At 73.0% G+C, this 23,583-nt stretch carries 17 protein-coding genes; 16 read left to right on the top strand and 1 reads right to left on the bottom strand.

The annotated features are described in order from the left end of the window. Positions 1-5: 5 nt before the first annotated feature. The gene (locus IE98_RS0109220; RefSeq protein WP_030267143.1) at positions 6-590 is read right to left on the bottom strand and encodes a dihydrofolate reductase family protein; all 585 of its coding nucleotides are present in this window, start codon (positions 588-590) and stop codon (positions 6-8) included. A 676-nt stretch (positions 591-1,266) separates the two neighbouring features. Between IE98_RS0109220 and IE98_RS0109215 the strand changes: the two genes are divergently transcribed. From IE98_RS0109215 to IE98_RS0109140, 16 genes are all read left to right on the top strand, one after another. Then, positions 1,267-2,763, top strand: a complete 1,497-nt coding sequence (locus IE98_RS0109215) for a sugar transferase (protein WP_052390329.1) — start codon at positions 1,267-1,269, stop codon at positions 2,761-2,763. A 73-nt stretch (positions 2,764-2,836) separates the two neighbouring features. Next, positions 2,837-4,153: a nucleotide sugar dehydrogenase gene (locus IE98_RS0109210; RefSeq protein WP_030267137.1), complete on the top strand. Its 1,317-nt coding sequence runs from the start codon at positions 2,837-2,839 to the stop codon at positions 4,151-4,153. After that, the gene (locus IE98_RS0109205; RefSeq protein WP_030267135.1) at positions 4,143-5,408 is read left to right on the top strand and encodes a glycosyltransferase family 4 protein; all 1,266 of its coding nucleotides are present in this window, start codon (positions 4,143-4,145) and stop codon (positions 5,406-5,408) included. The genes IE98_RS0109210 and IE98_RS0109205 overlap by 11 nt, the downstream gene beginning before the upstream one ends. After that, positions 5,405-6,802 (top strand): membrane-bound polysaccharide biosynthesis protein, encoded by a 1,398-nt coding sequence (locus IE98_RS0109200; RefSeq protein ID WP_030267133.1) that lies wholly within the window; start codon positions 5,405-5,407, stop codon positions 6,800-6,802. The genes IE98_RS0109205 and IE98_RS0109200 overlap by 4 nt, the downstream gene beginning before the upstream one ends. After that, positions 6,799-8,328 (top strand): Wzz/FepE/Etk N-terminal domain-containing protein, encoded by a 1,530-nt coding sequence (locus tag IE98_RS0109195; protein ID WP_030267130.1) that lies wholly within the window; start codon positions 6,799-6,801, stop codon positions 8,326-8,328. Before IE98_RS0109200 ends, IE98_RS0109195 begins: the two co-directional genes overlap by 4 nt. Positions 8,329-8,331: 3 nt before the next feature. Further along, the gene (asnB, locus tag IE98_RS0109190) at positions 8,332-10,266 is read left to right on the top strand and encodes an asparagine synthase (glutamine-hydrolyzing) (RefSeq protein ID WP_030267128.1); all 1,935 of its coding nucleotides are present in this window, start codon (positions 8,332-8,334) and stop codon (positions 10,264-10,266) included. Between the two features lie 36 nt (positions 10,267-10,302). After that, positions 10,303-12,504: a bi-domain-containing oxidoreductase gene (locus IE98_RS0109185; protein ID WP_030267126.1), complete on the top strand. Its 2,202-nt coding sequence runs from the start codon at positions 10,303-10,305 to the stop codon at positions 12,502-12,504. Continuing rightward, positions 12,501-14,465: an alginate lyase family protein gene (locus IE98_RS0109180; RefSeq protein WP_030267124.1), complete on the top strand. Its 1,965-nt coding sequence runs from the start codon at positions 12,501-12,503 to the stop codon at positions 14,463-14,465. Before IE98_RS0109185 ends, IE98_RS0109180 begins: the two co-directional genes overlap by 4 nt. Before the next feature lie 8 nt (positions 14,466-14,473). Next, the gene (locus tag IE98_RS0109175) at positions 14,474-16,000 is read left to right on the top strand and encodes a right-handed parallel beta-helix repeat-containing protein (protein ID WP_030267121.1); all 1,527 of its coding nucleotides are present in this window, start codon (positions 14,474-14,476) and stop codon (positions 15,998-16,000) included. A 1-nt stretch (position 16,001) separates the two neighbouring features. Next, a complete protein-coding gene (locus IE98_RS0109170) occupies positions 16,002-17,306 on the top strand; it encodes a membrane protein (RefSeq protein WP_030267119.1) in 1,305 nt (434 codons plus the stop codon). Position 17,307: 1 nt separating this feature from the next. Continuing rightward, positions 17,308-18,579 (top strand): glycosyltransferase, encoded by a 1,272-nt coding sequence (locus IE98_RS0109165; protein ID WP_030267113.1) that lies wholly within the window; start codon positions 17,308-17,310, stop codon positions 18,577-18,579. Further along, entirely contained in the window at positions 18,580-19,815 is a 1,236-nt protein-coding gene (locus IE98_RS0109160; protein WP_030267111.1) for a class I SAM-dependent methyltransferase, read from the top strand. Then, on the top strand, positions 19,812-20,636 hold the full coding sequence (locus IE98_RS0109155) for a glucose-1-phosphate cytidylyltransferase (RefSeq protein WP_030267108.1): 825 nt from the start codon (positions 19,812-19,814) through the stop codon (positions 20,634-20,636). The genes IE98_RS0109160 and IE98_RS0109155 overlap by 4 nt, the downstream gene beginning before the upstream one ends. After that, positions 20,633-21,280 carry a PIG-L deacetylase family protein gene (locus IE98_RS0109150; protein ID WP_030267105.1) on the top strand — a complete coding sequence of 216 codons (648 nt, stop codon included), beginning with the start codon at positions 20,633-20,635 and terminating at the stop codon, positions 21,278-21,280. Before IE98_RS0109155 ends, IE98_RS0109150 begins: the two co-directional genes overlap by 4 nt. 3 nt (positions 21,281-21,283) lie before the next feature. Beyond that, positions 21,284-22,309 (top strand): NAD-dependent epimerase/dehydratase family protein, encoded by a 1,026-nt coding sequence (locus IE98_RS0109145; RefSeq protein WP_030267103.1) that lies wholly within the window; start codon positions 21,284-21,286, stop codon positions 22,307-22,309. Continuing rightward, on the top strand, positions 22,306-23,580 hold the full coding sequence (locus IE98_RS0109140; RefSeq protein WP_030267101.1) for a DUF4910 domain-containing protein: 1,275 nt from the start codon (positions 22,306-22,308) through the stop codon (positions 23,578-23,580). The genes IE98_RS0109145 and IE98_RS0109140 overlap by 4 nt, the downstream gene beginning before the upstream one ends. The last annotated feature ends 3 nt before the right edge of the window (positions 23,581-23,583 follow it).

Below are 23,583 nucleotides of genomic sequence, written 5' to 3'. Positions count from 1 at the left end.
GATGCCTACTTGCGGGTGTAGCGGGCGATGATCACGCCCTTGGTGGTGGTGACGCTGTCGGTGAGCTCGAACTCGGTCAGCGGGGCGGGGCCCTCGAACAGTCGCATGCCGGTGCCCAGGGTGAGCGGGTGGATCAGCAGCTGGTAGGTGTCGACCAGGCCGGCCGCGTGAAGATCGCGGACCAGCGTGGCGCTGCCGATGATCGTCAGGTCCTTGCCGTCCTCGGCCTTGAGCTTCGCCACCGTCCCGGCGGCGTCGCCCTCCAGCAGGATCGAGTTCTGCCAGGCGTCCGCGTTCTCCAGCGTCCTGGAGCACACGTACTTGGTCGCCGCGTTCATGTGCGCGGTGAAGGGGTTGTCGTCCTTGCGGTTGCCCCATGCGGTGATGAAGTCCGTCCAGGTCCGGTGTCCGAACAGCATGTCCGTGGGCTTGGACATGCTCCTACCCATCTCCATGCCCATGACCTGGTCGTTGTACGTGCCGCCCCAGCCCCCGTGCGTGAAGCCACCGCGGGTGTCCTCGTCCGGACGACCCGGTCCCTGGACGACTCCGTCGAGAGTGATGGACAGCGTGGCGTTGACCTGGCGCATGACGGGCTCCTTGCTCCTGCGGACCGCTCTTCCGCGGCCCGTTCCACCCCCTAGACGAAGAGCCACCCACGAAATCGACACCCGGCCCGAACTTTTCCCGCAGGACCAGCACGGGTGGAGGTGGCCCGTGACACCACGCCGTGCTCGGCACCGGCCGCCTCCACAAGCTCCTCCGGGCCGCACGGCCGAGCGCGACACGAGGTCGGCCGATCCTCTTGCCTCGCCTCGGACCCGGCCATTAACTCCCGCATCACACGTCACAATGCACGTCTAATTCCTCAAGAAACCCACGAAGCAACCGTTCCGTAGATCAAGTTCAAATATCGGGCACGCGTTTCACACATCGCCCCCGCCGGGCGTTCCCGATGCTCTAAGTTGATTATCGCTTCGCACAGTTGGACGCGATGCGCACTAGCGATCCATTGGTCCGTCGGCGACGGTTTCCCGTGCACCTCTGGACTCCGGCGGGACGTACGCGTCCGCCGACGTCCGGGTGGGATGTTCACGTGGCAATGCGGTAGCCGGTTTGTCATGCGCGGAGGGCGAGGCCTATTGAGAAGTGGGAACGACACGGAACGGGAGGCGGGGGCCTCCCGAGGGGAGGAACCGTGCGGGAGGCGCAAGCCTCCCGGGGGGAGGAACCGTGTGGAGCGAACACGTCGAACCCACCGCCGACCTGGAAGGGGCCGTAAAGCAGGGGGAAGGAGAACTGGTCAGTCCGTTTCCACCGGCGCGGGGACGCCGGACGAACGGGAGGATCGGTCGGCCCGAGAGTGACTGGGAGCAGCGGTACCGTCGCGCCGTCGTCATCAGCGACATCGTGGCCACCGCCTTCGTGGTGGCGGCGATCGGCCGCTTCTTCGGAGTTCGGGACGCGGCCAACTGGCACGAGAAATGGGGAATTCTCGCCTTCGGCACCGAACTGCTGGTGCTGGGAGCGCTCGCCACGACCCGGTCGTGGGCTGCGGCCGTACTCGGTCAGGGCGCCGAGGAATTCCGTCGGCTCGGACGCTCGCTGTTCACGGCGGCCGTCGTACTGGCGCTCGGCGGGATCGCCCTCACCTCGCACAACATCAAGCTCTGGATCTTCGTCGCCATCCCGGCGATCACGGTCGTCACCATGACCGAGCGGTACCTGCTGCGCCTGTGGCTGCACAGACAGCGGATGGAGGGCCGGTGCCTGCGCCCGGTGCTCGCCGCCGGGAGCCCGGCCACCGTGCGCGACCTGATCGCCCGGACCCGGAAGTTCCCGCACATCGGCTGGCGGGTCGAGGCGGTGTGCACGCCGCACGGTCTCGGGTACGACGGTGACCGGCTGGACGGGGTGCCGGTCGTCGGCCGGCTGACGGACGTCGCCAACCACGTCCGCCGCGACGGCTACCGTGTCGTCGCAGTCACGCCGGACCCGTACTGGACACCGGACCGGCTGCAGCGCCTGGCCTGGAACCTCGAGGGCGGCGATGCCGAGATGGTCGTGGCGCCCGTGCTGATGGAGGTGGCCGGCCCGCGGCTGCACGTCGACGCGGTGCTCGGGATCCCGATGCTGCGGGTCAGCATGCCGACGTTCACCGGGGGCCGCAGGGCGGTCAAGGAGGTCGTCGACCGGCTGGGTGCCGCGGTCCTGCTGGTCCTGTTCGCGCCGCTGATGGTTGCCGTCGGGCTGCTGGTGCTGATGGACAGTCGGGGCGGGGCCTTCTACCGGCAGCACAGGGTCGGCAAGGACGGCCGCCAGTTCACCCTGTTCAAGTTCCGCACCATGGTCGCCGGGGCCGACAGGGCACGTACCGAGCTGGCCGACCGCAACGAGGGCGCCGGCCTGCTGTTCAAGCTCCGCCGGGATCCTCGGGTGACCCGGGTGGGAGGAGTGCTCCGCCGGTACTCGATCGACGAGCTCCCGCAGCTCCTCAACGTGCTCACCGGCTCGATGTCGCTCGTCGGTCCGCGGCCTCCGCTGCCGGAGGAGTCCGCCGCGTACGGCCCGGACATCCGGCGGCGACTGCTCGTCAAGCCCGGGCTCACGGGCCTGTGGCAGATCAGCGGGCGCAGCGACCTGCCGTGGGAGGAGGCGGTCCGGCTGGACCTGCGGTACGTGGAGGACTGGTCGCTCGCCCTCGACACGGTGATCTTGTGGAAGACGCTGCGTGCGGTGCTCCAGGGGCAGGGGGCCTACTGATGCGTGGGGGGCGCCGTCCGATCGGCGCGCGGCCGGCCGGCCGTGAGGGCCGGCCCGAGGGGAGGAACGGTTCATGAGGGTCAGTGTCCTGGGGCTCGGCTACGTGGGCTGCGTGTCGGCCGCGTGCCTGGCCAGGATGGGTCACGAGGTCATCGGGGTGGACGTGAACCAGGTGAAGGTCGACCTGGTCAACGAGGGCAGGGCCCCGGTGGTCGAGGAGCGGATCGGCGAGCTGATCGCCGAGGTCGTGCGGACCGGGGCGTTGCGCGCCACCGTGGACGTCCGCGAGGCGATCGCGGGCAGTGAGGTGTCGCTGGTCTGCGTCGGCACGCCGTCGGAGCCCGACGGCAGCCTGTGCACCACCTACCTGGAGCGGGTCACCGAGCAGATCGGTGCCGCGGTGGCCGAGCGGGGTGGGCGGCAGACCGTCGTGTTCCGCAGCACCATGCTCCCGGGCACCTGCCTGGAACTGCTGGTGCCGATCCTGGAGAAGTACGTCGGCGGCACGGCCGGGGTGGACTTCGGGGTCGCGGTCAACCCCGAGTTCCTGCGCGAGGGCACGAGCGTGCGGGACTTCTTCGACCCGCCCAAGACCGTCATCGGCGAGCTCGACCCGGCGAGCGGCGACGTCGTCGCGGCGCTGTACGACGGACTGCCGGGCGAGGTGTTCCGGGTGCCGGTCCCGACGGCCGAGGCGATCAAGTACGCGGACAACGCCTTCCACGGGCTCAAGATCGGCTTCGCGAACGAGCTGGGCGCGGTGTGCCGGGCGCTCGGGGTGGACTCGCACCAGGTGATCGACGTGTTCCTGGCCGACCGCAAGCTGAACATCAGCCCCGCCTACCTGCGGCCCGGCTTCGCCTTCGGTGGCTCCTGCCTGCCCAAGGACCTGCGCGGCCTGGTCCACGCGGCCCGGCGGGCCAACGTCTCGGTGCCCATCCTCTCCCATGTGCTGCCCTCCAACTCCGACCACCTGCAGCGCGCGGTGGAGCTGGTCGAGCGCACCGGGAAGCGTCGGGTGGGCCTGTTCGGCCTGTCCTTCAAACCCGGCACCGACGACCTCCGCGAGAGCCCGCTCGTCGAACTGGCGGAGAGGCTCTTCGGCCGGGGCCACGACCTGCGGATCCACGACCCCAACGTGAGCCTCTCCCGGCTGCTCGGCGCGAACCGCGAGTACATCGAGACCCGGCTGCCGCACCTCGCGCAGCTGCTCGCGGAGTCCGTCGACGAGGTGCTCGACCATGCCGAGGTGTGCGTGGTCGGGACGAGCGACCCGGCCGTGCTGTCGGCGCTGCCCCGCGGTGGCAGCCCGATGGTCGTCGACCTCGTCCGCCTTCCCGACGCCGAGGCGCGCCGGACCGAGCCGGGGTACGCGGGCCTTGCCTGGTGACGCGACGGGCGCCGACGGGCGGGGCCGTCGCGCGCTGATCCTGGTGGAGAACCTGTCGGTGCCGTTCGACCGACGGGTGTGGCAGGAGTGCACGACGCTCCGTGACGCGGGGTGGACGGTGGACGTCATCTGCCCGCGGGGCAGCAAGCGGGACACGGAGCCGGAGGCGGTGATCGACGGGGTGCGGATCCACCGGTACCCGTTGCGCGCGGCCACCGGAGGGCCGGCCGGCTACCTGCGGGAGTACGGATCCGCGTTGTGGCACACGGCCCGGCTGGCCCGCAGGGTCGGCCCGGTCGACGTGGTCCACGCCTGCAATCCGCCCGACCTGCTGTTCCTGCCGGCCCTGTGGCTGAAGCGGCGCGGCGCCCGGTTCGTGTTCGACCAGCACGACCTGGTGCCCGAGCTGTACCTCTCCCGGTTCGACCGCGGTGAGGACCTGCTCTACCGCGGCGTGTGCGCGCTGGAACGGCTGACCTACCGGGCCGCGGACGTCGTGCTCGCCACGAACGAGAGCTACCGGGACGTCGCACTGCGCCGTGGCGGCCGGCGCCCGGACGAGGTCTTCGTAGTGCGCAGCGCGCCCGACACCGGGCGGTTCCGGCCGGTGCCGCCGGAGCCGGAGCTCAAGCGCGGCAAGCCCCATCTGCTGTGCTACCTCGGTGTGATGGGGCCTCAGGACGGCGTGGACTACGCCCTGCGGGCCCTCGCGAAGCTCCGCGACGAGTTCGGGCGGACCGACTGGCACGCGGTGTTCGTCGGCGGTGGGGACACCTTCGACGCGATGGTGGAGCTGTCCCGGCGGCTCGGGCTCTCGGAGCAGGTGGAGTTCACCGGGCGCGTTCCGGACGCCGACCTGGTGCGGTACCTGTCCACCGCGGACGTGTGCCTCTCCCCCGACCCGCACAATCCGCTCAATGACGTGTCGACCATGAACAAGGTCCTGGAGTACATGGTGATGGGCCGGCCGATCGTCTCGTTCGACCTCCGCGAGGCGCGGGTCTCCGCCGGTGACGCCGCCGTCTACGCGCCCGCCGACGACGAGGCCCGGTTCGCCGAACTCGTCGCGCTGCTGCTGGACGATCCGGAGAAGCGGGCCCTGATGGGCAAGATCGGCCAGGAGCGGATCAACGGGCCGCTCGCCTGGCGGAACTCCCAGCGTTCGCTGCTCGCCGCCTACGCCGCCGCCTGCCGTGACCTCCCGCCGGTGTCGGCGGGCGGCCCGGGCCCGGCCGGGAAGAGGCCGCGCCGTTGAGCGACGAAGCGATTCGCCTGGTCGTGATCGGTCACATCTTCCGTCGGCGCTGGCGGCTCCTCGCCGTCCTCGCCGTGGTGGGCGGGCTCGTCGGCTACGGCAGTTCCCTGCTGTTCCCGCCGCGCTACACGACGTCGGCCTCGGTCCTGCTGCCGGGGGCGTGGCAGGAGCGCGAGTTGACGACCCAGACGCAGATCGCGACCAGTTCGGTGGTGCTCGACCGCGTGGCGGCCGCGCTCCCCTGGTCCGGGGCCGGCGGCAACGACCTTCGGGACCGGGTGGGCGCCACGGCCGCGGACGGGAACATCATCAAGATCTCGGGCACGGCCGACACCCCGGCGCGCGCACAACAGCTGTCCGACCGGGTGGCCCAGGAGTTCGTCAGGTTCGCCGCGCGCTACTCGGGCGACGGCACCGACGCCGAAGCCGCGCAGCCCGAGGCACTGCGGCAGTTGGTGGAACAGGCCGGCCGCCGCATCACCGACCTGGCCGACGCGGCCGGTTCGGGGCAGAGCGTGGAGAGCGTGCAGACCCGCACGGAACTCGTGAAGCTGCGCACCGCGCTGCAGGACGCCGTCAAGAAGCTGGACCAGCTCGACCCGGCCGCCACCAAGACGGTCAACCTGGTCGTCCTGGGACCGGCGGCCCGGCCGACGGAGGAGGCACCGCCGACGAGGACCCAGCTCGTCGCCGGCGGGGCGGTGCTGTTCCTCACGCTCGGGGTCGTCGGCCATCTCGCCGCCGCACGGACGAGCCGCCGGCTGCGCACCGGAACGGAGATCGCCGCGGCGCTGGGCTCGGTGCTCCTCGGCACCGTCGACGTACCCGGTGAACGCTCCGCGCACCGGCCGGAAGGCCGTGGCCCGCGGGCCCTGATCCGCCGGCTGCTGGGCACCGACGTCCGGTGGGATCTGCCGGCCCGGCACGCTCCCGGTGACGAGGCCGGCCGGCAGCTCCGCTTCCGGCGGGTCTGCGACCGCCTCCGGGACCGACTGCCCGCGCCCCGGCCGCTGTTGGTCGTCGTCCCGGACGGGGACGAGACGGCCGTCCGGGCCGCCGGGCAGCTCGTCGCCGAGGCGGAGGGCGGTCCTTCCCCGAGCTCTTCGAGCGGGGGACACCCCGAGCTGCGGGTGGTGGGGGTCTCGGTGTCCCGACCGCTGGTGCCGGACGGCGACGGAGAGTCCGGCGCGCTGGTCGTGCTCAGCGCGGGCAGCTGGACGGCGGCGGAGCTCGCCGGCATCGCGGAGGCGTGTGCGGACGCCGGGCACGAGATCGTCGGCACCGTCGTCGCCGGCGCCGTCCGGGCCCGTCCGGAACGGTCCGCCGACCGTGGTCCGGACGGCGCCACGCCGGTGCTCGCGGCCGGCGGCGACACGAGGAGAGCAGCGGGGTGACGACGAGTACGACATCGGAGCCGTCGGCCGCCGCACCGCTGGTGGACCTGCAGGCGCTGGTGGTCGCCGTGCGCAGGCGGCGCCGCCTCTGGTGCGCGACGGCGCTGCTCGGGCTGCTGGCCGGCGCGGCGCTGGCCGTCCTGCGGCCGCTGCCGCCGACCGCACTGGTCAAGGTGCTGGTCGCGCACCAGGCGGACCAGCCGAACGACCCCGGGACGCTGATCCGCACCGACGCCGCCCTGCTGCAGACCACGGGGATCGCCCGCAAGGCCCTGCAGTCCCTCGGATCCTCGGAGCGGCCGGAGGACTTCATGAAGGACTACGGGGGCATCGGCCTGACCAACAACGTGCTGCAGATCACCGTGACGGGTCACAGTGAGGGGGAGGCGGTGGCCCGGGCCAAGGCGCTCGCCGACGCGTTCGTCGCGGACCACGTGCGACGGATCCAGGAAACCGCGGACGCCCAGGCCAAGGCCCTGCTCGACCAGCGGGGCCGCCTGCAGGAGGAGCTCGCCCAGGTCAACCGGACGATCGGCGACGCCTCCCGGCAGAGCGGGCCGAATGCGTCGGCGAGCCTGGAGTCGCTCTTCGCCAGCCGGGCCGAACTCACCGCGCGGGTAACCGACTTCGGCCAGCGCGCGGCGGAGGCGAAGGTCGGCACGCCCGGGCTCGTCGCCGGCACGCAGATCGTGGACGCCCCGCGCCCGGTGCGGCAGTCCCTGGCCGGGACCGCCGCCACCGACGCCGCGATCGGGCTCGTCCTCGGGCTCGTCCTCGGGCTCGCGGTGGCCGCGGTCGGCACGGTGGTGGCGGACCGCCCCGTGCTGCGCCGGGACGTCGCGGCGAACCTCGGCGCCTCGGTCGTCGCGGAGCTGCGCCGGGTGCCCCGCCGGCCGGCCGGCCGGTGGCAGGGCCGACGGACCCGGGCGGCACGGGCGAGGCTGACCACGACGCTGGCCCGTGCCGTGCGCGGTTCCGCCGAGCCGGTGTCGCTGCTGGAGCTGGGCTGCGCGCGCAGCACCGGCGCGATCGCCCGGGATCTCGCCGGGGCACTGGCGGACGAGGGGCCGGTGGTCCTCGTCGGCGAGCTGCCCGGCCCGCGGTTCGCGAGGCGCGGCCGGCGGCCGGGAGAGCCGACCGTGGCCGGCGGCGAGCGGGCGACGGCCGGGGCGGGCCAGGGGCGCCGGCTGGGCGTCGGCTCGGTGTCGCCCGGGACGACGTGGAGCGACCTCCGGTACCTCGGCACCCGGACCGTGCTCGTGGTGCGCGCCGGGCACGGCAGCACCGCGTGGCTGCACACCGTGGCGCGGCAGCTCGCGGACCAGGACATCCCGGTGCTCGGTGTGGTGCTGATCGACCCGGATCCGCGCGACCGGACCGACGGCACGCTGTGGGACGGGCCGTTCACCGCGACGCGCGGCCGTTACGAGCGGCCGGTCCGGCACACCGGCACGGGCCGGCGGCGGACGGGACTCACGACGATGCGGACCGCGAGGGTCCCGGACAGTGACCAGGAGGTGCGGTAGGACATGTGTGGCATCGCGGGTACGTACCGATGGCCGGACGGAGGGGTCGTGACCGACCTGCTCACCGAGGCCCTCGCACACCGCGGCCCCGACGGGGAGGGTCGCTACGGCCACCCCGTCGGTGACGGCGAAGTGCACCTGGGGCACCGGCGGCTGGCCATCGTCGACCTGTCCGGGACGGGCGCCCAGCCGATGGCCTCGGACGGCCTCGTCCTGACGTACAACGGCGAGTTGTACAACGCGCCCGAGCTGCGTGCCGAACTGGCGGCCGCCGGGGTGCGCTTCCGCGGCACGTCCGACACCGAGGTGCTGCTGGAGGCCTGGCGGCGCTGGGGCACGGACTGTCTGCCCCGGCTGCGCGGCATGTTCGCGTTCGGTGTCTTCGACGAGCGGACGGGCGAGCTGGTGCTCGCCCGCGACCAGCTCGGGATCAAGCCGCTGTTCCTGGTCCGGCGCGGCGGGGGCCTGGTGTTCGCCTCCGAGCTCAAGGCACTGGCCGCCGCCACCGGCGGGTCGCTGGAGGTGGACCCCGCGGCGCTGGTGGCCTCACTGCTGTACTACTGGGTGCCGGACTCACGGTGCGCGTTCCGCGAGGCGGAGAAGCTGCCGCCGGGGAGCTGGCTCCGGTGCCGGCCGGACGGCCGGGTGGACCGCGGCCGGTTCTGGCACCTGCGCGACGTCGCCGCGGAGGGCCGGGATCGGGCTCTCGCCGGCGAGCTGCCGGACCTCGCCGCGATCGTCGAGGAGTCGACGCGGCGTCACCTGCTCTCGGACGTGCCCGTGGCGACGTTCCTCTCCGGCGGCCTGGACTCCAGCTACCTGACCGCGCTCGCGGCCCGCGACCGGCCCGGGATCTCCGCCTACACGATCGGGTTCCGCGCCGAGGACGCCAGGGTCGAGGCGATGCCGGACGACCTGCGCTACGCCCGACAGGTGGCCGAGCGGTTCGGCGTCGACCTGCACGAGATCGAGATCGCCCCGGACGTGCTCGACCTGCTGCCGCGGATGACGTACCACCTGGACGAGCCGATCGGCGATCCCGCCGCGATCAACACCTTCCTGATCTGCTCGGCCGCCCGGGAGGCCGGGGTCAAGGTGCTGCTCTCGGGGATGGGCGCCGACGAGCTGTTCGCCGGCTACCGCAAGCACCTCGCCAACCGGCTCGCGCTGCGCTACCAGCGCGTCCCGCGGCCCGTGCGACGCGGCCTGTCCGCGGTCGTGGACCGGCTGCCGGTCGCCACGGCCCGCCGGGGGTTCCGGTCGGTGCGGTTCGCGAAGAGGTTCCTCTCCTTCGCCGAGCTGCCGGAGGAGACCGCGTTCCGGCGCAGCTACACCATGTACGACCGGGACGAACTGCTCGCCCTGGTCGACCCGGACCTGGCCGGGACCGTCGAGGACGTGCTGACCGAGCACGCGGACACCTACCAGGACAACGAGCTCGACGACTTCGTCAACCGGATGTGCCTGGGTGACGCCCGGATGTTCCTGCCGGGCCTGAACCTCGCGTACACGGACCGGTCGAGCATGGCCGCGTCCACCGAGGTGCGGGTGCCGTACGTGGACGTCGAGGTCGTCAGGGCGGCGTTCGCCGTGCCCGGCGACCGCAAGATCGTCGGACGGCAGGGGAAGGCCGTCCTCAAGGAGGCGGCCTCCTCGGTCCTGCCCCGGGAGATCGTGTACCGGCCCAAGGGCCTGTTCAGCGCCCCCCTGCGGGCGTGGATGAGCCGGGACCTGGCACCGCTGGTGCGCGAGGTCGTGAACGACGGCGTGCTCGTCGGCTCCGGGCTGCTGCGCCGCGACGCGCTCGCGCGCATGGTCGCCGCGGACGCCGCCGGGCAGCAGGACTACTCCAAGCACCTGTGGCACGTGCTGACCCTGGAGTACTGGTACCGCGGCGCGACCTCCGGCTCCGGCCACGGCGCCCGGCTGACGGCGTAGCGCCCACATGACGGCAGAGAAACGAGGGGACTTCCGGTGAAGCAGGTTGTGCAGAACTACAAGAGCGGCGAGCTGGCGGTGCTCGACGTGCCGGTGCCGGGGTGCAAGCCCGGCGGTGTGCTGGTCCGCAGCGTCTTCTCGCTGATATCCACCGGAACCGAGCTCATGAAGGTGTCCGAGGCCGGCATGTCGATGCTGGGCAAGGCCCGCTCCCGTCCGGACCAGGTGGCCAAGGTCATGCAGAGCGTGGCCACCAACGGGCTGCCCGCCACCTACCGCAAGGTGATGGGCAAGCTGGACTCCTACACGCCGCTGGGCTACTCCCTGTGCGGGGTGGTCGAACAGGTCGGTGCCGGGATCGACGACGTGAAGGTCGGCGACCTGGTGGCCTGCGCCGGCAACGAGCACGCGCTGCACGCCGAGCTGAACTGGGTGCCGAAGAACCTCTACGCGCCCGTTCCGGACGGCCTGGCGCCGCGGCACGCCGCCTTCGGCACCGTCGGCTCGATCGCCCTGCAGGGCGTGCGGCAGGGCGAGCCGCAGCTCGGCGAGGTGGCGCTGGTCATCGGCCTCGGGCTGATCGGCCAGCTGGTGGTGCAGCTCCTCGCCGCCGCGGGGGTCCGCGTCGTCGGGGCCGACCCCGACCCGGTGCGCTGCGAGCTCGCCGAGCACCTGGGTGCCGCGGCCTGCGGCGACCCCTCGTCCGCGGCCGTGGAGGCCGCCGTCGCCGAGCTCACCGGCGGTCACGGCGTGGACCAGGTGTACCTGGCCGCCGGCGGCGGCAGCAACCAGCCCGTCGAGCTGGCCGCCCGGTTGTGCCGGGACCGCGGCCGGGTCGTCGACATCGGCAAGTGCCGCCTGGACCTGCCGTGGAACGCCTACTACGAGAAGGAGCTCGACGTCCGGTTCTCCCGCTCGTACGGCCCCGGGCGCTACGACCCGGAGTACGAGCTGGAGGGGCGGGACTACCCGATCGGCTACGTGCGCTGGACGGAGCGCCGCAACCTGGCGTGCTTCCTCGACCTCATGGCCCGCGGCCGCGTCGGGGTGGAACCCCTGATCTCCCACGTCGCCGACTTCGACGACGCCGTCGAGACGTACCGGCACCTGGAGGACGGCGAGTTGAAGGCCGTGGCGGTGCTGTTCCGCTACCCCGACGCCCCGGACGAGGCAACGGCGCAGGCCCCGGCGGTGGCGGTGCCCGCGGTACGGCGCGGCGGCCCGGCGCCCGCCCCGGCCCGGCCCGCCGGGACGCCGGTGCGGCTGGCGTTCGTCGGCGCGGGGAACTACGCGACGTCGATGCTGCTGCCGCACCTGGAACAGCGCGACGGCGTCGTGCTGTCCACGGTCGTCACCACGACCGCGCTGTCCGCGGCCAACGCGCAGCGGAAGTTCGGATTCGCCCACGCGACCACCGATCTCGACGCCGTGCTCGGGGACCCTTCCGTCGACGCGGTGTTCGTGGTCACCCGGCACAGCTCGCACGCCGAACTGACCCGCAGGGCGCTGCTCGCCGGCAAGGCGGTGTTCGTGGAGAAGCCGCTGGCCCTCACCGAGGACGAACTGGCCGGCGTGCTCGCGGCGGTGGAGGAGTCCTGCAACGACCGGTTGCAGGTGGGGTTCAACCGCCGGTTCGCACCGCTGCTGCGCGAGGCCAGGAGCCGGTTCGGCGCCCGGACCGGTCCGGCGAGCCTGCGCTACCTGGTCAACGCGGGCCGGCTGCAGCACGGCAGCTGGTACCTCCGACAGGACTCCGAGGGCTCGCGGTTCGCCGGCGAGGGCGGGCACTTCATCGACACGGCGAGCTGGCTGCTGGACGCCGACCCGGTCTCGGTGTACGCGGTCGCCCCGGCCGGCAACGAGGACCTCCAGGTGGTGCTGCGCTACCCGGACGGCTCCACCGCCACCCTCAGCTACGTGACCACAGGCGCGTCCGGCTTCCCCAAGGAGACGCTGGACCTCGTCGCGGACGGCAAGGTGCTGAAGCTCGACGACTTCGTCCGCGCCTCGGTGCACTTCGAGGGCACGGCCGGCCGCAGGCGGTGGGTCAGCTCGCGGCTGCCGAAGGCCCGGGACAAGGGCCAGGCCGCCGAACTGGCCGCGTTCGTCAGGGCCGTGCGGACCGGCGGACCGATGCCGGTGCCCCTGGAGTCGCTGGTCGCCACCACGGCTGCCACCCTCGCGGTGCGGGCCGCCCTGGCCGGCGGCGCGCCCGTGACCCTGGCGGGGGCGCGATGACCATGGGCCCGGGCTGGTACCTGCGGCGGCTGTCCCGGATGGGACCGCAGGAGGTCGGCGGCCGGGTGGGCGACGCCGTGCGCAGGCGGCGGTGGCGGTCGGCGGTGCCGGACTGCCCGCCCGTGACGGACGCCCGGTTCACCGCCGTGCTGCCCGCCGGGACGGTCGCCGCGGTGCCGCCGGACGCCGCGAAGCGCCTCGTCGCCGAGGCGGACCGGTTGATGGACGGTCACGCGGAGTTCTTCGGGGAGGTCCGGGACGACCTGGCCGCCCCCGACTGGTGGCGCGACCCGAGGACCGGGCGGCGGGCGCCGGCCGGCTACGCCTTCGACGTGCCGTACCGGAGCGAGGACGCGGTCGGGGACATCAAGCAGATCTGGGAACTGTCCCGGCACCAGTACCTGACCGTGCTCGCCGCCGCCTACGCGGTCACCGGGAACGAGCGGTACGCCGAACGCGTGGCCGAGCACCTGCGGTCGTGGTGGGCGGCCAACCCGCCGCTGCGCGGCGTGCACTGGATCAGCGGCATCGAGCTGGGCATCCGGTTGCTGTCCTGGGTGTGGGTGCGCCGGCTGCTCGACGGCTGGCCGGGCGCGACCGGGCTGTTCGAGGAAAACCCGGTGGCGCTGCATCAGATCTGGCACCACCAGCGCTGGTTGGCCGCCTTCCCCAGCCGGGGGTCGTCGGCGAACAACCACGTCGTCGCCGAGGCGGCCGGGCAGTTCGCCGCGGCCTGCGCGTTCGGGTGGTTCCCCTCCTCGACGCGTTGGCGGTCCGCCGCACTGCGGTCGCTGGAGCGGCACCTGCGCGCCAACACCTTCCCCTCCGGCCTCAACCGCGAGCTGGCCACCGAGTACCACGGGCTCGTCCTGGAGCTCGGCCTGGCGGCGGTGGCCGAGGCGGACGCCGCGGCCGTGCCGGTCCCCGCGTCCGTCCGGCTCGTACTGCTGCGGATGACCGACGCCCTCGCAGCCGTCGTCGACAACCGGTTGCGGCCCCCGCGCCAGGGCGACGCGGACGACGGGCACGGTCTGGTCCTGGACGGCGCGGGCACCGACCGCTGGGGCTCGCTGCTGGCCACCGGCGACGCCGTGTTCGGCCGGCTCCCCTGGTGGCCGGTGGTGACCGGCACCGATGTGCGCACCCCGCTGCTGGCCGCGCTCGTCCGGCCGTACGCGCGGAACGCCGGCGCCGACGAGGGCGGCGTGACCCGTCCGGCCGACCGGCCGGCCCACTTCGCCGACGCGGGCCTGACCGTCCTGCGCGGTCCCGAGGAGATCTGGTGCCGCTGCGACGGCGGTCCGCACGGGTTCCTGTCCATCGCCGCGCACGCCCACGCGGACGCGCTGTCCGTGGAGGTCCGGCACGACGGGGTCGACGTGCTCGCCGACCCGGGGACGTTCTGCTACCACGGGCAGCCCGAGTGGCGGCAGTACTTCCGCTCGACGCCCGGCCACAACACCCTGCAGGTGGACGGCGGCGACCAGTCCGTCTCCGGCGGCCCGTTCCTGTGGACCCGGCACGCCCGCAGCCGCGTCCTGGTCGCGGACACCTCCGAGGAGGGCGTGGCCCGCTGGAGTGCCGAGCACGACGGCTACCGGCCGTCGGTGCACCGCCGCCGGGTGGAGCTGACCGCCGCGACCCGGGAACTGCGGATCGTCGACGAGCTGCGCGGACCGCGCCGGGCCGTGCGCCTGGCGTTCCACCTCGGCCCGGCGGTCACCGCGGACCTGACGGGGAACCGGGCCGCGCTCACCTGGACCCGGGACGACGCGGACCGCTCCGCGGTGCTCGACCTGCCCGGGGGCCTGGTCTGGTCGGCGCACCGCGGCGAGAGCGACCCGCCACTGGGCTGGTACTCCGCCGGCTTCGGCCGCAAGGAACCCGCCACCACGCTGGTCGGTACCGGCTTCGCCGGCGGCGCGCAGGAGTTGACCACCGTACTCAGGTTCCGGGGCTAGGGGGGCGGGTGGGGATCACGAGGTGGCGCCGGGCGGCGCCGGCGCTGACGCTGGCCCTGCTGGTGACGACCGGCTGCACGAGCACGCCGGACGCCCCGGCGAGGGCGACCGCCACGCCGTCCGGGCCCGTGGCCGTGGCCGTGGCCCGGGTCTGCGCCGAACCCCCGACCGGGCCGGCGAGCCCGCCGGCGGGCGCGGTGACGGTCGACCCCGCGGTGGTCGGTGATCTGGCCGCGAAGACCAGGAGCAACCCCCCGCACACCACGTTCTGGCTGCTCCCGGGCACGCACACGCTCGAACCGGACCGCTACGCCCAGGTCGTGACCAAGGAGGGGGACACCTATCTCGGCGCGCCGGGCGCGGTGCTCGACGGCCGGAGGACCAACAACTACGCGTTCAGCGGCACCGCCCCCGGCGTGACCGTCCGCTACCTGACCGTGCAGGGTTTCGTCGCCCCGCACGACGAGGGCGTGGTCAACCACGACATGGCCGACGGGTGGGTGATCGAGCACGCGACGATCCAGCACAACTCCGGCGCCGGGCTGATGGCCGGTGCCCACCAGCAGGTCCGCGCCAGCTGCCTGCGCGACAACGGACAGTACGGAATGAACGCCTACAAGTCCGGCGGCGCCATCAAGGGCCTGCTGGTCGAGGGCAACGAGGTCGTGGGCAACAACACGGACGACTGGGAGCGGCGGCAGCCGGGCTGCGGCTGCACCGGGGGAATCAAGTTCTGGGCCGTCGACGGCGCCGACGTCCGCGGCAACTGGGTGCACGACAACCGCGGAGCCGGCTTGTGGGCGGACACCAACAACAACGACTTCCGCATCGAGGACAACGTGCTGGAGGCCAACGACGGTGCCGCGCTGGTGTACGAGGCCAGCTACAACGCGGTCGTCCGGAACAACACGATCCGGCACAACAACTGGGTCGAGGGCCGCCGGTCCGCCGACCGCGGCGACAACTTCCCCTATCCGACCGTCTACCTGTCCGAGTCCGGCGGCGAACCACGGATCCCGGCCCGCACCGACAAGATCGAGATCGACCGGAACGTGCTGGAGGACAACTGGTCCGGGATCACCCTGTGGGAGAACGCCGACCGGTTCTGCAACAGCCCGGCCAACACCTCGTCCGGTGACTGCACGCTGCTGGTGAAGAACACCGGCAGCTGTGCCCGGCCGGCGATCGCCACCGCACCGCTCTACTCGGACTGCCGGTGGAAGACCCAGCGGGTGGACGTCCACGACAACCGCTTCACGCTGAACCCGTCCGTCGTCGGCTGCACGACGAAGTGCGGCCGGATGGCGGTGCTGGCGAACTACGGCACCTATCCGGACTGGTCGCCGTACAAGGGCGAACCGGTGGCCGAGGCGATCACCGGCGAGCAGCAGAACCGCTGGCACGACAACACCTACGTCGGACCGTGGAGCTTCGTCGCCCACGACCCCAGCCGGACGCTCGACTTCGGGCAGTGGCAGGGCGCGCCGTACCGGCAGGACGCGGGCAGCACCCTCCAGCCGCGGGCCGGTGGCTGAGATGGGACGCGACCTGACGCACGACGGGACACCGCACGGACCGGACACCGCGGGCACGCGGCCCGGCGCCGGGGCGCGCCCCGCCGGCCCGCCGAGGACCGTCGAGCTGATCTGGGGGCTGCTGATCCTCAACACGCTCGGCTCCGCCGGGGCGCGGACCATCGTCCCGCTCCCCCGCTCCCTCATCCAGATGGCCACCATGGGCGCGCTGGTCACCGCGTTCGCGCTGGCGCTCGTCCTCAACCTCCGGCTGCGCATCCGGGCCGGCGGCTTCCTGTTCCTGCTCACCCTGCTGCTGGTGCTGAGCGTGATCTCCAGCGCGAACCTGGAGTCGGGGTTCGGCGCGCTGTTCCGCTGCTTCCGGCTGACACTCTTCGTCAGCACGCTGTGGCTGCTCAGCCGCTGGTGGGACGGCAGCCCGACGTTCGTCCGGTTCCACATCCGGATGTACTTCGCGGTGCTCGTGTCGGTGGCCGCCGGACTGGTCGCCTCACCGGGCGCGGCCATGCCCGACCTCTACGGCGGACGGCTGGTCGGCGCGCTGTGGCCGCTCACCCCGCCGCAGATCGGACAGTACGCCGCGGTGATCATCGGGCTCACCGTGCTGCTCCTGCTGGACCGCCGGACCAGCGGGGCGAGCGCGGCGACGATCATCGTGCCCTCGTTCGTCCTGCTCGCGCTGACCCACACCCGGACGGCCACCCTGGGCCTGATCGTCGGCCTGGCGCTGGCGATCGGCTCGCTCGTCATGACCAGCGCCGCCGCCCGCCGGCTGTTCGGCTGGGCGGTGCTGCTGGCCACCGTGGTCGGGGTGGGCCTGAGCTCGCTGCTCCAGGCCTGGTTCCTGCGCGGCCAGAGCCAGGAGAACTTCTCCAACCTGACCGGCCGGGCCAAGGTCTGGGACGCCCTGCTGGCGGCGCCCCGGACGACCACGGAGCAGGTGTTCGGGATGGGGCTGGGCGACAAGTCCTTCGGCGGGCTGCCGATCGACAACAGCTGGCTGGCCGTCTACAACGAACAGGGCCTGGCCGGGGTCGCCGTGGTGGCGGCGGTCTTCGTCGTACTGGGTGGCGCGGCGCTGCTGCGGCCGCCGTCGCCGGAGCGGGCCGCCGCGATCTTCCTGATCAGCTACTGCGCGATCGCCTCGTACACCGAGGCCGGGCTGGGCGACGCCTCGCCGTACCTGCTGCACCTGACCGTGGCCGTCTCACTGCTGGCGGCACCGGCCGTGCCCGCCGCCCTTCCGACGCCTGCTGTCCCCCGGCAGCGCACCGCGCCCCGGGCCCAGCGAACGGAGCTCATCTGACATGCACGTCCTCGTGGTGCACAACCGCTACGCCTCGGCGCAGCCGAGCGGGGAGAACAAGGTCGTCGACCAGGAGGTGGAGCTGCTGCGCGAGGCCGGCCACCGGGTCGAGGTGTTCGAACGGCGCAGCGACGACATCGCCGCCCGGTCCCTGCCGGGCAAGGTGGCGGTGCCGCTGCTGGTGCCGTGGAACCCGGCGGTCCGCGCGGAGCTCGCCGCCCGACTCCGCGCCGACCGGCCGGACGTGGTGCACGTCCACAACGTCTTCCCGCTGCTGTCGCCCGCGGTGCTGGCCGCCTGCGCCGACACCGGTGTGCCCGCCGTCGCCACGCTGCACAACTACACGCAGGTCTGCCCGCCGGGCACGCTGCAGCGGGACGGCCGGCCGTGCACCGAGTGCGTCGGGGCCACGCCGCTGCCTGCCGTCCGGCACGGCTGCTACCGGAACTCCCGGCTGGCGACGGTGCCGCTCGCGGTCAGCCTGGCGGTCAACCGGCGGCGGTGGTGGTCCGGCGTGGAGCGGTTCCTCTGCATCTCCGCGGCGCAGCGCGACCTCCTGGCGCGGGCCGGCCTGCCGGCCGAACGGCTGGCGGTGAAGCACAACTTCGTGCCCGACCCGGGTGCCTGCCGATCGGGCGCCGGTGAGCACCTGCTCTACCTCGGCCGACTCGCGGAGGCCAAGGGCGTGCGGCTGCTGATGGCAGCGTGGGACGAGCTCGCCGCGGACGGCGGGGTGGGCGTGCCGCTGGTGGTCGCCGGCACGGGGCCGCTGGAGCGGGAGGTGGCCGCCTGGGCGGCCGGCCGGGACGACGTGCGGTACGTCGGCCTGTACGACCGGGCCCGGTGCCGGGAGGCCGTCGCCCGGTCGGTCGCCGTGGTGGCCCCCTCGACCTGGCTGGAGGCGTTCGGCCTGGTGGTCGTGGAGGCGATGGCGGCCGGGGTCCCGGCCGTCGCCGCCGGTCACGGCGCCTTCGTCGAGCTCGTGCAGGACGGGGTGACCGGGCTGTTGCACAGGCCCGGCGACGCGGCCTCGCTCGCGTCCTGCCTGCGCCGGATCACGGCCGATCCGGCCGGCAACCGGGAGATGGGCCAGAGGGCCCGGCACCGCTACGACCAGGCCTTCAGTCCGGCCGTCGGGCTGGAGCGCCTGGAGGAGGAGTACCGCACCGCCGTCGCGGGGCGGTCGGGCGGCGCGAACGGCGCGCCGCCGGCAGGGAACGGAAACGCTGGCTCGCGGCGGGGCACCCCGCGCGGGCGGGAATGGGGGCACTAGATGACACGATGCCGACTCTGCGGCTCGACGGCGCTGGGGAGCGTCGTCGACCTGGGGGCGACCCCGCCGTGCGAGAGCTTCCTCGCCGCGGACGAACTGGACCGGCCGGAACCGACGTACCCGCTGCATCTGCGGGTCTGCACCGACTGCTGGCTCGCGCAGATCCCTCCGCTGATCACGCCGGAGGAGACCTTCACGCAGTACGCGTACTTCTCCTCGTACTCGACCTCCTGGGTGGAGCACGCGCGCACCTTCGTCGCCGAGGCCGTGCCGCGGCTGGGTCTCGGCCCCGAGTCCTTCGTGGTCGAGGTCGCGAGCAACGACGGCTACCTGCTGCGGCACGTGGTGGACCGGGGCATCCGCTGCCTCGGCATCGAACCGTCGGTGAACGTCGGCGCCGCGGCGCGGGAGGCGGGCGTCCCCACGCTGACGGAGTTCCTGGACCCGGCCAGCGGAGCGGCCGTCCGCGCCGAGCACGGCCCGGCGGACCTGGTCGTCGCCAACAACGTGTACGCGCACATCCCCGACGTGGTCGGATTCACCCGGGGGCTGCGCGCCCTGGTGGCCGACGACGGCTGGGTCTCGATCGAGGTGCAGCACCTGCTGACCCTGATCGAGGAGAACCAGTACGACACGATCTACCACGAGCACTTCCAGTACTACACGGTCGCGTCCGCGGCCCGGGCGCTGGAGAGCGGCGGACTCGCGCTCGTGGACGTCGAACTGCTGCCCACGCACGGCGGCTCGATCCGGCTGTGGGCCCGGCCCGCCGGGGCGGCCGGCGAGCCGACCCGGCGGGTGGCCGAGGTGCTGGACCGGGAGAAGGCCGCCGGGCTGCAGGAGCTGTCCGGGTACACCGAGTTCTCCGCCCGGGTGGCGAAGGTGCGCCGGGACCTCCTGCGCTTCCTCGTCGAGGCGGCCGAGCGCGGCGAGACGGTCGTCGGCTACGGCGCCCCGGGCAAGGGCAACACCCTGCTCAACCACTGCGGCATCCGGCCCGACCTGCTCCCGTACACGGTCGACCGGAACCCCTACAAGCACGGCAGGTTCACCCCGGGCACCCGCATCCCGATCCTGCCGCCCGAGCAGATCGCCACCGACCGGCCGGACTACGTCCTCGTCCTCCCGTGGAACCTGCGGGACGAGCTGGTCGAGCAGTTGTCCTTCGTGCACGCCTGGGGCGGCCGGCTGGTCTTCCCCGTTCCGGAACTCAGCATTGTCGAGGTCAAGCCGTGAAGGTCGTCCTGTTCTGCGGGGGTTACGGGCTGCGGATGCGCAGCGGAGCCTCCGACGACGTGCCCAAGCCGATGGCGATGGTCGGGCCGCGGCCGCTGATCTGGCACGTGATGCGCTACTACGCGTACTTCGGGCACACCGAGTTCATCCTGTGCCTCGGGTACGGGGCCCACCACATCAAGGACTTCTTCCTCAACTACGAGGAGACGACCTCCAACGACTTCGTGCTGCGGGGCGGACGGACCGAGCTGCTGTCCACCGACATCGCCTCCTGGACGATCACGTTCGCGCAGACCGGCATCGAGTCGCCGATCGGGGAGCGGCTGCGCCGGGTGCGCCACCACCTGGACGGCGACGAGATGTTCCTCGCCAACTACGCCGACGTGCTCACCGACGCCCCGCTGCCGGCGATGATCGACGCGTTCGCCCGGCGCGACGCCGGTGCGTCGATGATGGTGGTGCCGCCGCAGTCCTCCTTCCACTGCGTGGACCTGGGCGAGGACGGCATGGTCGGGGGCATCACCGCGGTGAGCGAGCTGCCGCTGTGGGAGAACGGCGGCTACTTCGTGCTCCGCCAGGAGGTCTTCGACCACATCCCCAAGGACGGCGACCTGGTCGCCGACGGGTGCGCCGGACTGGCCAAGCACGGCCGGCTGGTGGCGCACCGGCACCGCGGCTTCTGGAAGCCGACCGACACCGTGAAGGAACGGGCCGCGCTCGACGACGCCTACGCCCGGGGCGACCGCCCGTGGGCCGTCTGGGAACGGGACGGCGCGGGCGCGGCCGGCAGCGACGACGGCCTCGTGGCGAGGACCGGGTGATCCGGCTGGGCGCCGGGCGCCCGCAGCGGATCGTCGCGTTGGGGGCGCACTGCGACGACATCGCCATCGGCGCCGGCGGCACGCTGCTGACGATGTGCCTCGCGCGCCCGGGCCTCAGGGTCGACGCGCTGGTGCTCTCCGGTGGCGGCGGCGAGCGGGAGCTGGAGGAGCGGGACGCGCTCGCCGCCTTCTGTCCGGACGCCGACCTGCGCCTGACCGTGCTCAAGCTGCCGGACGGCCGGCTGCCCGCGCACTGGGACGAGGCGAAGGCCTCGGTCGAGGAGCTGCGCCGGCGGACCGAGCCGGACCTGGTCCTCGCACCGCGCACCGAGGACGCGCACCAGGACCACCGCGGACTGGCGCAGCTGGTGACCACCGCGTTCCGCGACCACCTCGTGCTCGGCTACGAGATCGTCAAGTGGGACGGCGACCTCGGCCGTCCCACGGCGTACCAGCCGCTGTCCCCGGCGATCGCCGAGGAGAAGGTGCGGCTGTTGCAGGAGCAGTACCCCTCGCAACGGCACCGGCCCTGGTACGACCCGGAGGCCTTCTTCGGGCTGGCCCGGATCCGCGGCATCGAATGCCACGCGCGCTACGCCGAGGCGTTCGCCGTCACCAAACTCGTTCTCGATCTGGAGGGATGAACCTTGCGCGTACTGCTGACCGGTCACCAGGGCTACCTCGGCACCGTGATGGCCCCGGTCCTCGCGGCCGCCGGGCACGAGGTCGTGGGGCTGGACGCCGGCCTGTTCGCGGACTGCGTCCTCGGCCCTGCGCCCGCGGACCCGCCGGGGCACCGGGTGGACCTGCGCGACGTCACGGCCGACCACGTGGCCGGGGTGGACGCCGTGATCCACCTGGCCGCGCTGTCCAACGACCCGCTGGGCTCGCTGGCGCCGGACCTCACCTACGACATCAACCACCACGCCTCCGTGCGGCTGGCCCGGCTGGCCCGCGACGCCGGAGTGCGGCGCTTCCTGTACGCGTCGACCTGCTCGGTCTACGGTGCCGCCGGCGGCGACGGCCTGGTCACCGAGGACGCCCCGCTGCGCCCGGTGACGCCGTACGCGGAGTCCAAGGTGCGGGTGGAGGACGACCTGCACGCGCTGGCCGACGGCGACTTCAGCCCGGTGTACCTGCGCAACGCCACCGCCTTCGGACACTCGCCCCGGCTGCGTGCCGACATCGTGCTGAACAACCTGGTGGGCCACGCGCTGCTGTCCGGCGAGGTGCTGGTGCTCTCCGACGGCACCCCGTGGCGCCCGCTGGTGCACGCCGCCGACATCGCACGGGCCTTCGCGGCCGCGCTGGTCGCACCGCGGGAGGCGGTGCACGACACGGCGTTCAACATCGGCAGCGAGACCAACAACGTCACCGTCGGCGAGATCGCCGAGCAGGTCGCCGAGGCGGTGTCCGGCGCGAAGGTGGTGATCACCGGGGAGAGCGGAGCCGACCCGCGGTCCTACCGGGTGGACTTCTCGCGGTTCCGCGCGGCGCTGCCCGGCTTCGACTGCGAGTGGTCGGTGAAGCGGGGTGCACTCGAACTCGCCGACGCGTACCGGCAGTTCGGGCTGACCCGGGAGGGCTTCGAACGACGTTTCACCCGGCTGGCCGTGCTGCGCGCGGCGTCCGACGCCGGCGCCGTGGACAACACCCTGCGGTGGCGCCGATGACCACGGTGGGCGAGCGGATGCACGCGCTGGTGGAGCGGTTGTACCCGATCTGCCGGAGCATCACCGGCGACGGCGTGCGCGCCACCCTGGACATCGTCGGCGAGTACGTCCCGCTGCAGGTGCACGAGGTGCCGACCGGGACGCGGGTGCTCGACTGGACGGTGCCGCAGGAGTGGAACATCCGGGACGCGTACGTCGCCGACCCCGCCGGCCGCCGGGTCGTCGACTTCGCCGCGTCCAGCCTGCACGTGCTCGGCTACAGCGTCCCGGTGGCGGCGACCATGCCGCTGACCGAGCTGCGCGGGCACCTGCACACCCTGCCCGACCACCCGTCCTGGGTGCCGTACCGCACCAGCTACTACACGCCGGATTGGGGGTTCTGCCTGGCCCAGGAGACGCTGGACGCGCTGCCCGACGGCGAGTACGAGGTGCGCATCGACTCCACGCTCGCGGACGGCCACCTCACCTACGCCGAGCACGTCGTCCCCGGGCAGGTCGCCGACGAGGTGATCGTCTCCTGCCACGTCTGCCACCCGTCGCTGGCCAACGACAACCTGGCGGGCGTCGCGGTGGCGACCTTCCTGGCGCGGGAGCTGGCGGAGCGGACGCCGTACTACACCTACCGGTTCGTCTTCGCGCCCGGCACCATCGGGGCGATCACCTGGCTGGCCCGCAACGCGGAGCGGGTGGAACGCGTCAAGCACGGGCTGGTGCTGGCCTGCGCCGGCGACCGGGGCCGGCTGACCTACAAGCAGAGCAGGCGCGGCGACGCGGAGATCGACCGGGTGCTGCGGCACGTCCTGCGCGCATCCGAACGGCCGCACCACGTCACCGAGTTCACGCCGTACGGCTACGACGAGCGGCAGTACTGCTCGCCCGGGTTCGACCTCGGCGTCGGCTCGCTCAGCCGGACCCCGTACGCCGGGTACCCCGAGTACCACACCTCGGCGGACAATCCGGACTTCGTCTCCCCGGAGGCGATGGCGGACACCCTCGCGGTCTGCCGCGAGGCGTTCGCCGTCCTCGACCGCAACCGGCGGTACCTCAACCTCAGCCCGTACGGCGAACCGCAGCTGGGCCGGCGCGGGTTGTACGACTCGCTCGGCGGCCGCAGCGACGCCAAGCAGACACAGCTGGCCATGCTCTGGGTGCTCAGCCTCTCCGACGGCGAGCACAGCCTGCTGGACGTCGCCGAGCGGTCCGGGCTGCCGTTCGACGCCGTCGCCGCCGCGGCCGACGCCCTGCACGGCGCCGGACTGGTCAAGGCCTGACGC

Origin of the sequence: Streptomyces sp. NRRL B-24484 (genome assembly GCF_000717715.1) — a bacterium.
Lineage (GTDB): Bacteria > Actinomycetota > Actinomycetes > Streptomycetales > Streptomycetaceae > Kitasatospora.
The sequence above is the reverse complement of the archived record's forward strand: the minus strand, read 5'-3'. Positions and strand labels throughout refer to the sequence as shown.

What these genes read in the sequence shown, in the direction of transcription:
- IE98_RS0109220 (WP_030267143.1), bottom strand. Translation starts at nt 590, where the DNA reads ATGCGCCAGGTCAACGCCACGCTGTCCATCACTCTCGACGGAGTCGTC.
- IE98_RS0109210 (WP_030267137.1), top strand. Translation starts at nt 2,837, where the DNA reads ATGAGGGTCAGTGTCCTGGGGCTCGGCTACGTGGGCTGCGTGTCGGCC.
- asnB (WP_030267128.1), top strand. Translation starts at nt 8,332, where the DNA reads ATGTGTGGCATCGCGGGTACGTACCGATGGCCGGACGGAGGGGTCGTG.
- IE98_RS0109180 (WP_030267124.1), top strand. Translation starts at nt 12,501, where the DNA reads ATGACCATGGGCCCGGGCTGGTACCTGCGGCGGCTGTCCCGGATGGGA.
- IE98_RS0109170 (WP_030267119.1), top strand. Translation starts at nt 16,002, where the DNA reads ATGGGACGCGACCTGACGCACGACGGGACACCGCACGGACCGGACACC.
- IE98_RS0109165 (WP_030267113.1), top strand. Translation starts at nt 17,308, where the DNA reads ATGCACGTCCTCGTGGTGCACAACCGCTACGCCTCGGCGCAGCCGAGC.
- IE98_RS0109160 (WP_030267111.1), top strand. Translation starts at nt 18,580, where the DNA reads ATGACACGATGCCGACTCTGCGGCTCGACGGCGCTGGGGAGCGTCGTC.
- IE98_RS0109140 (WP_030267101.1), top strand. Translation starts at nt 22,306, where the DNA reads ATGACCACGGTGGGCGAGCGGATGCACGCGCTGGTGGAGCGGTTGTAC.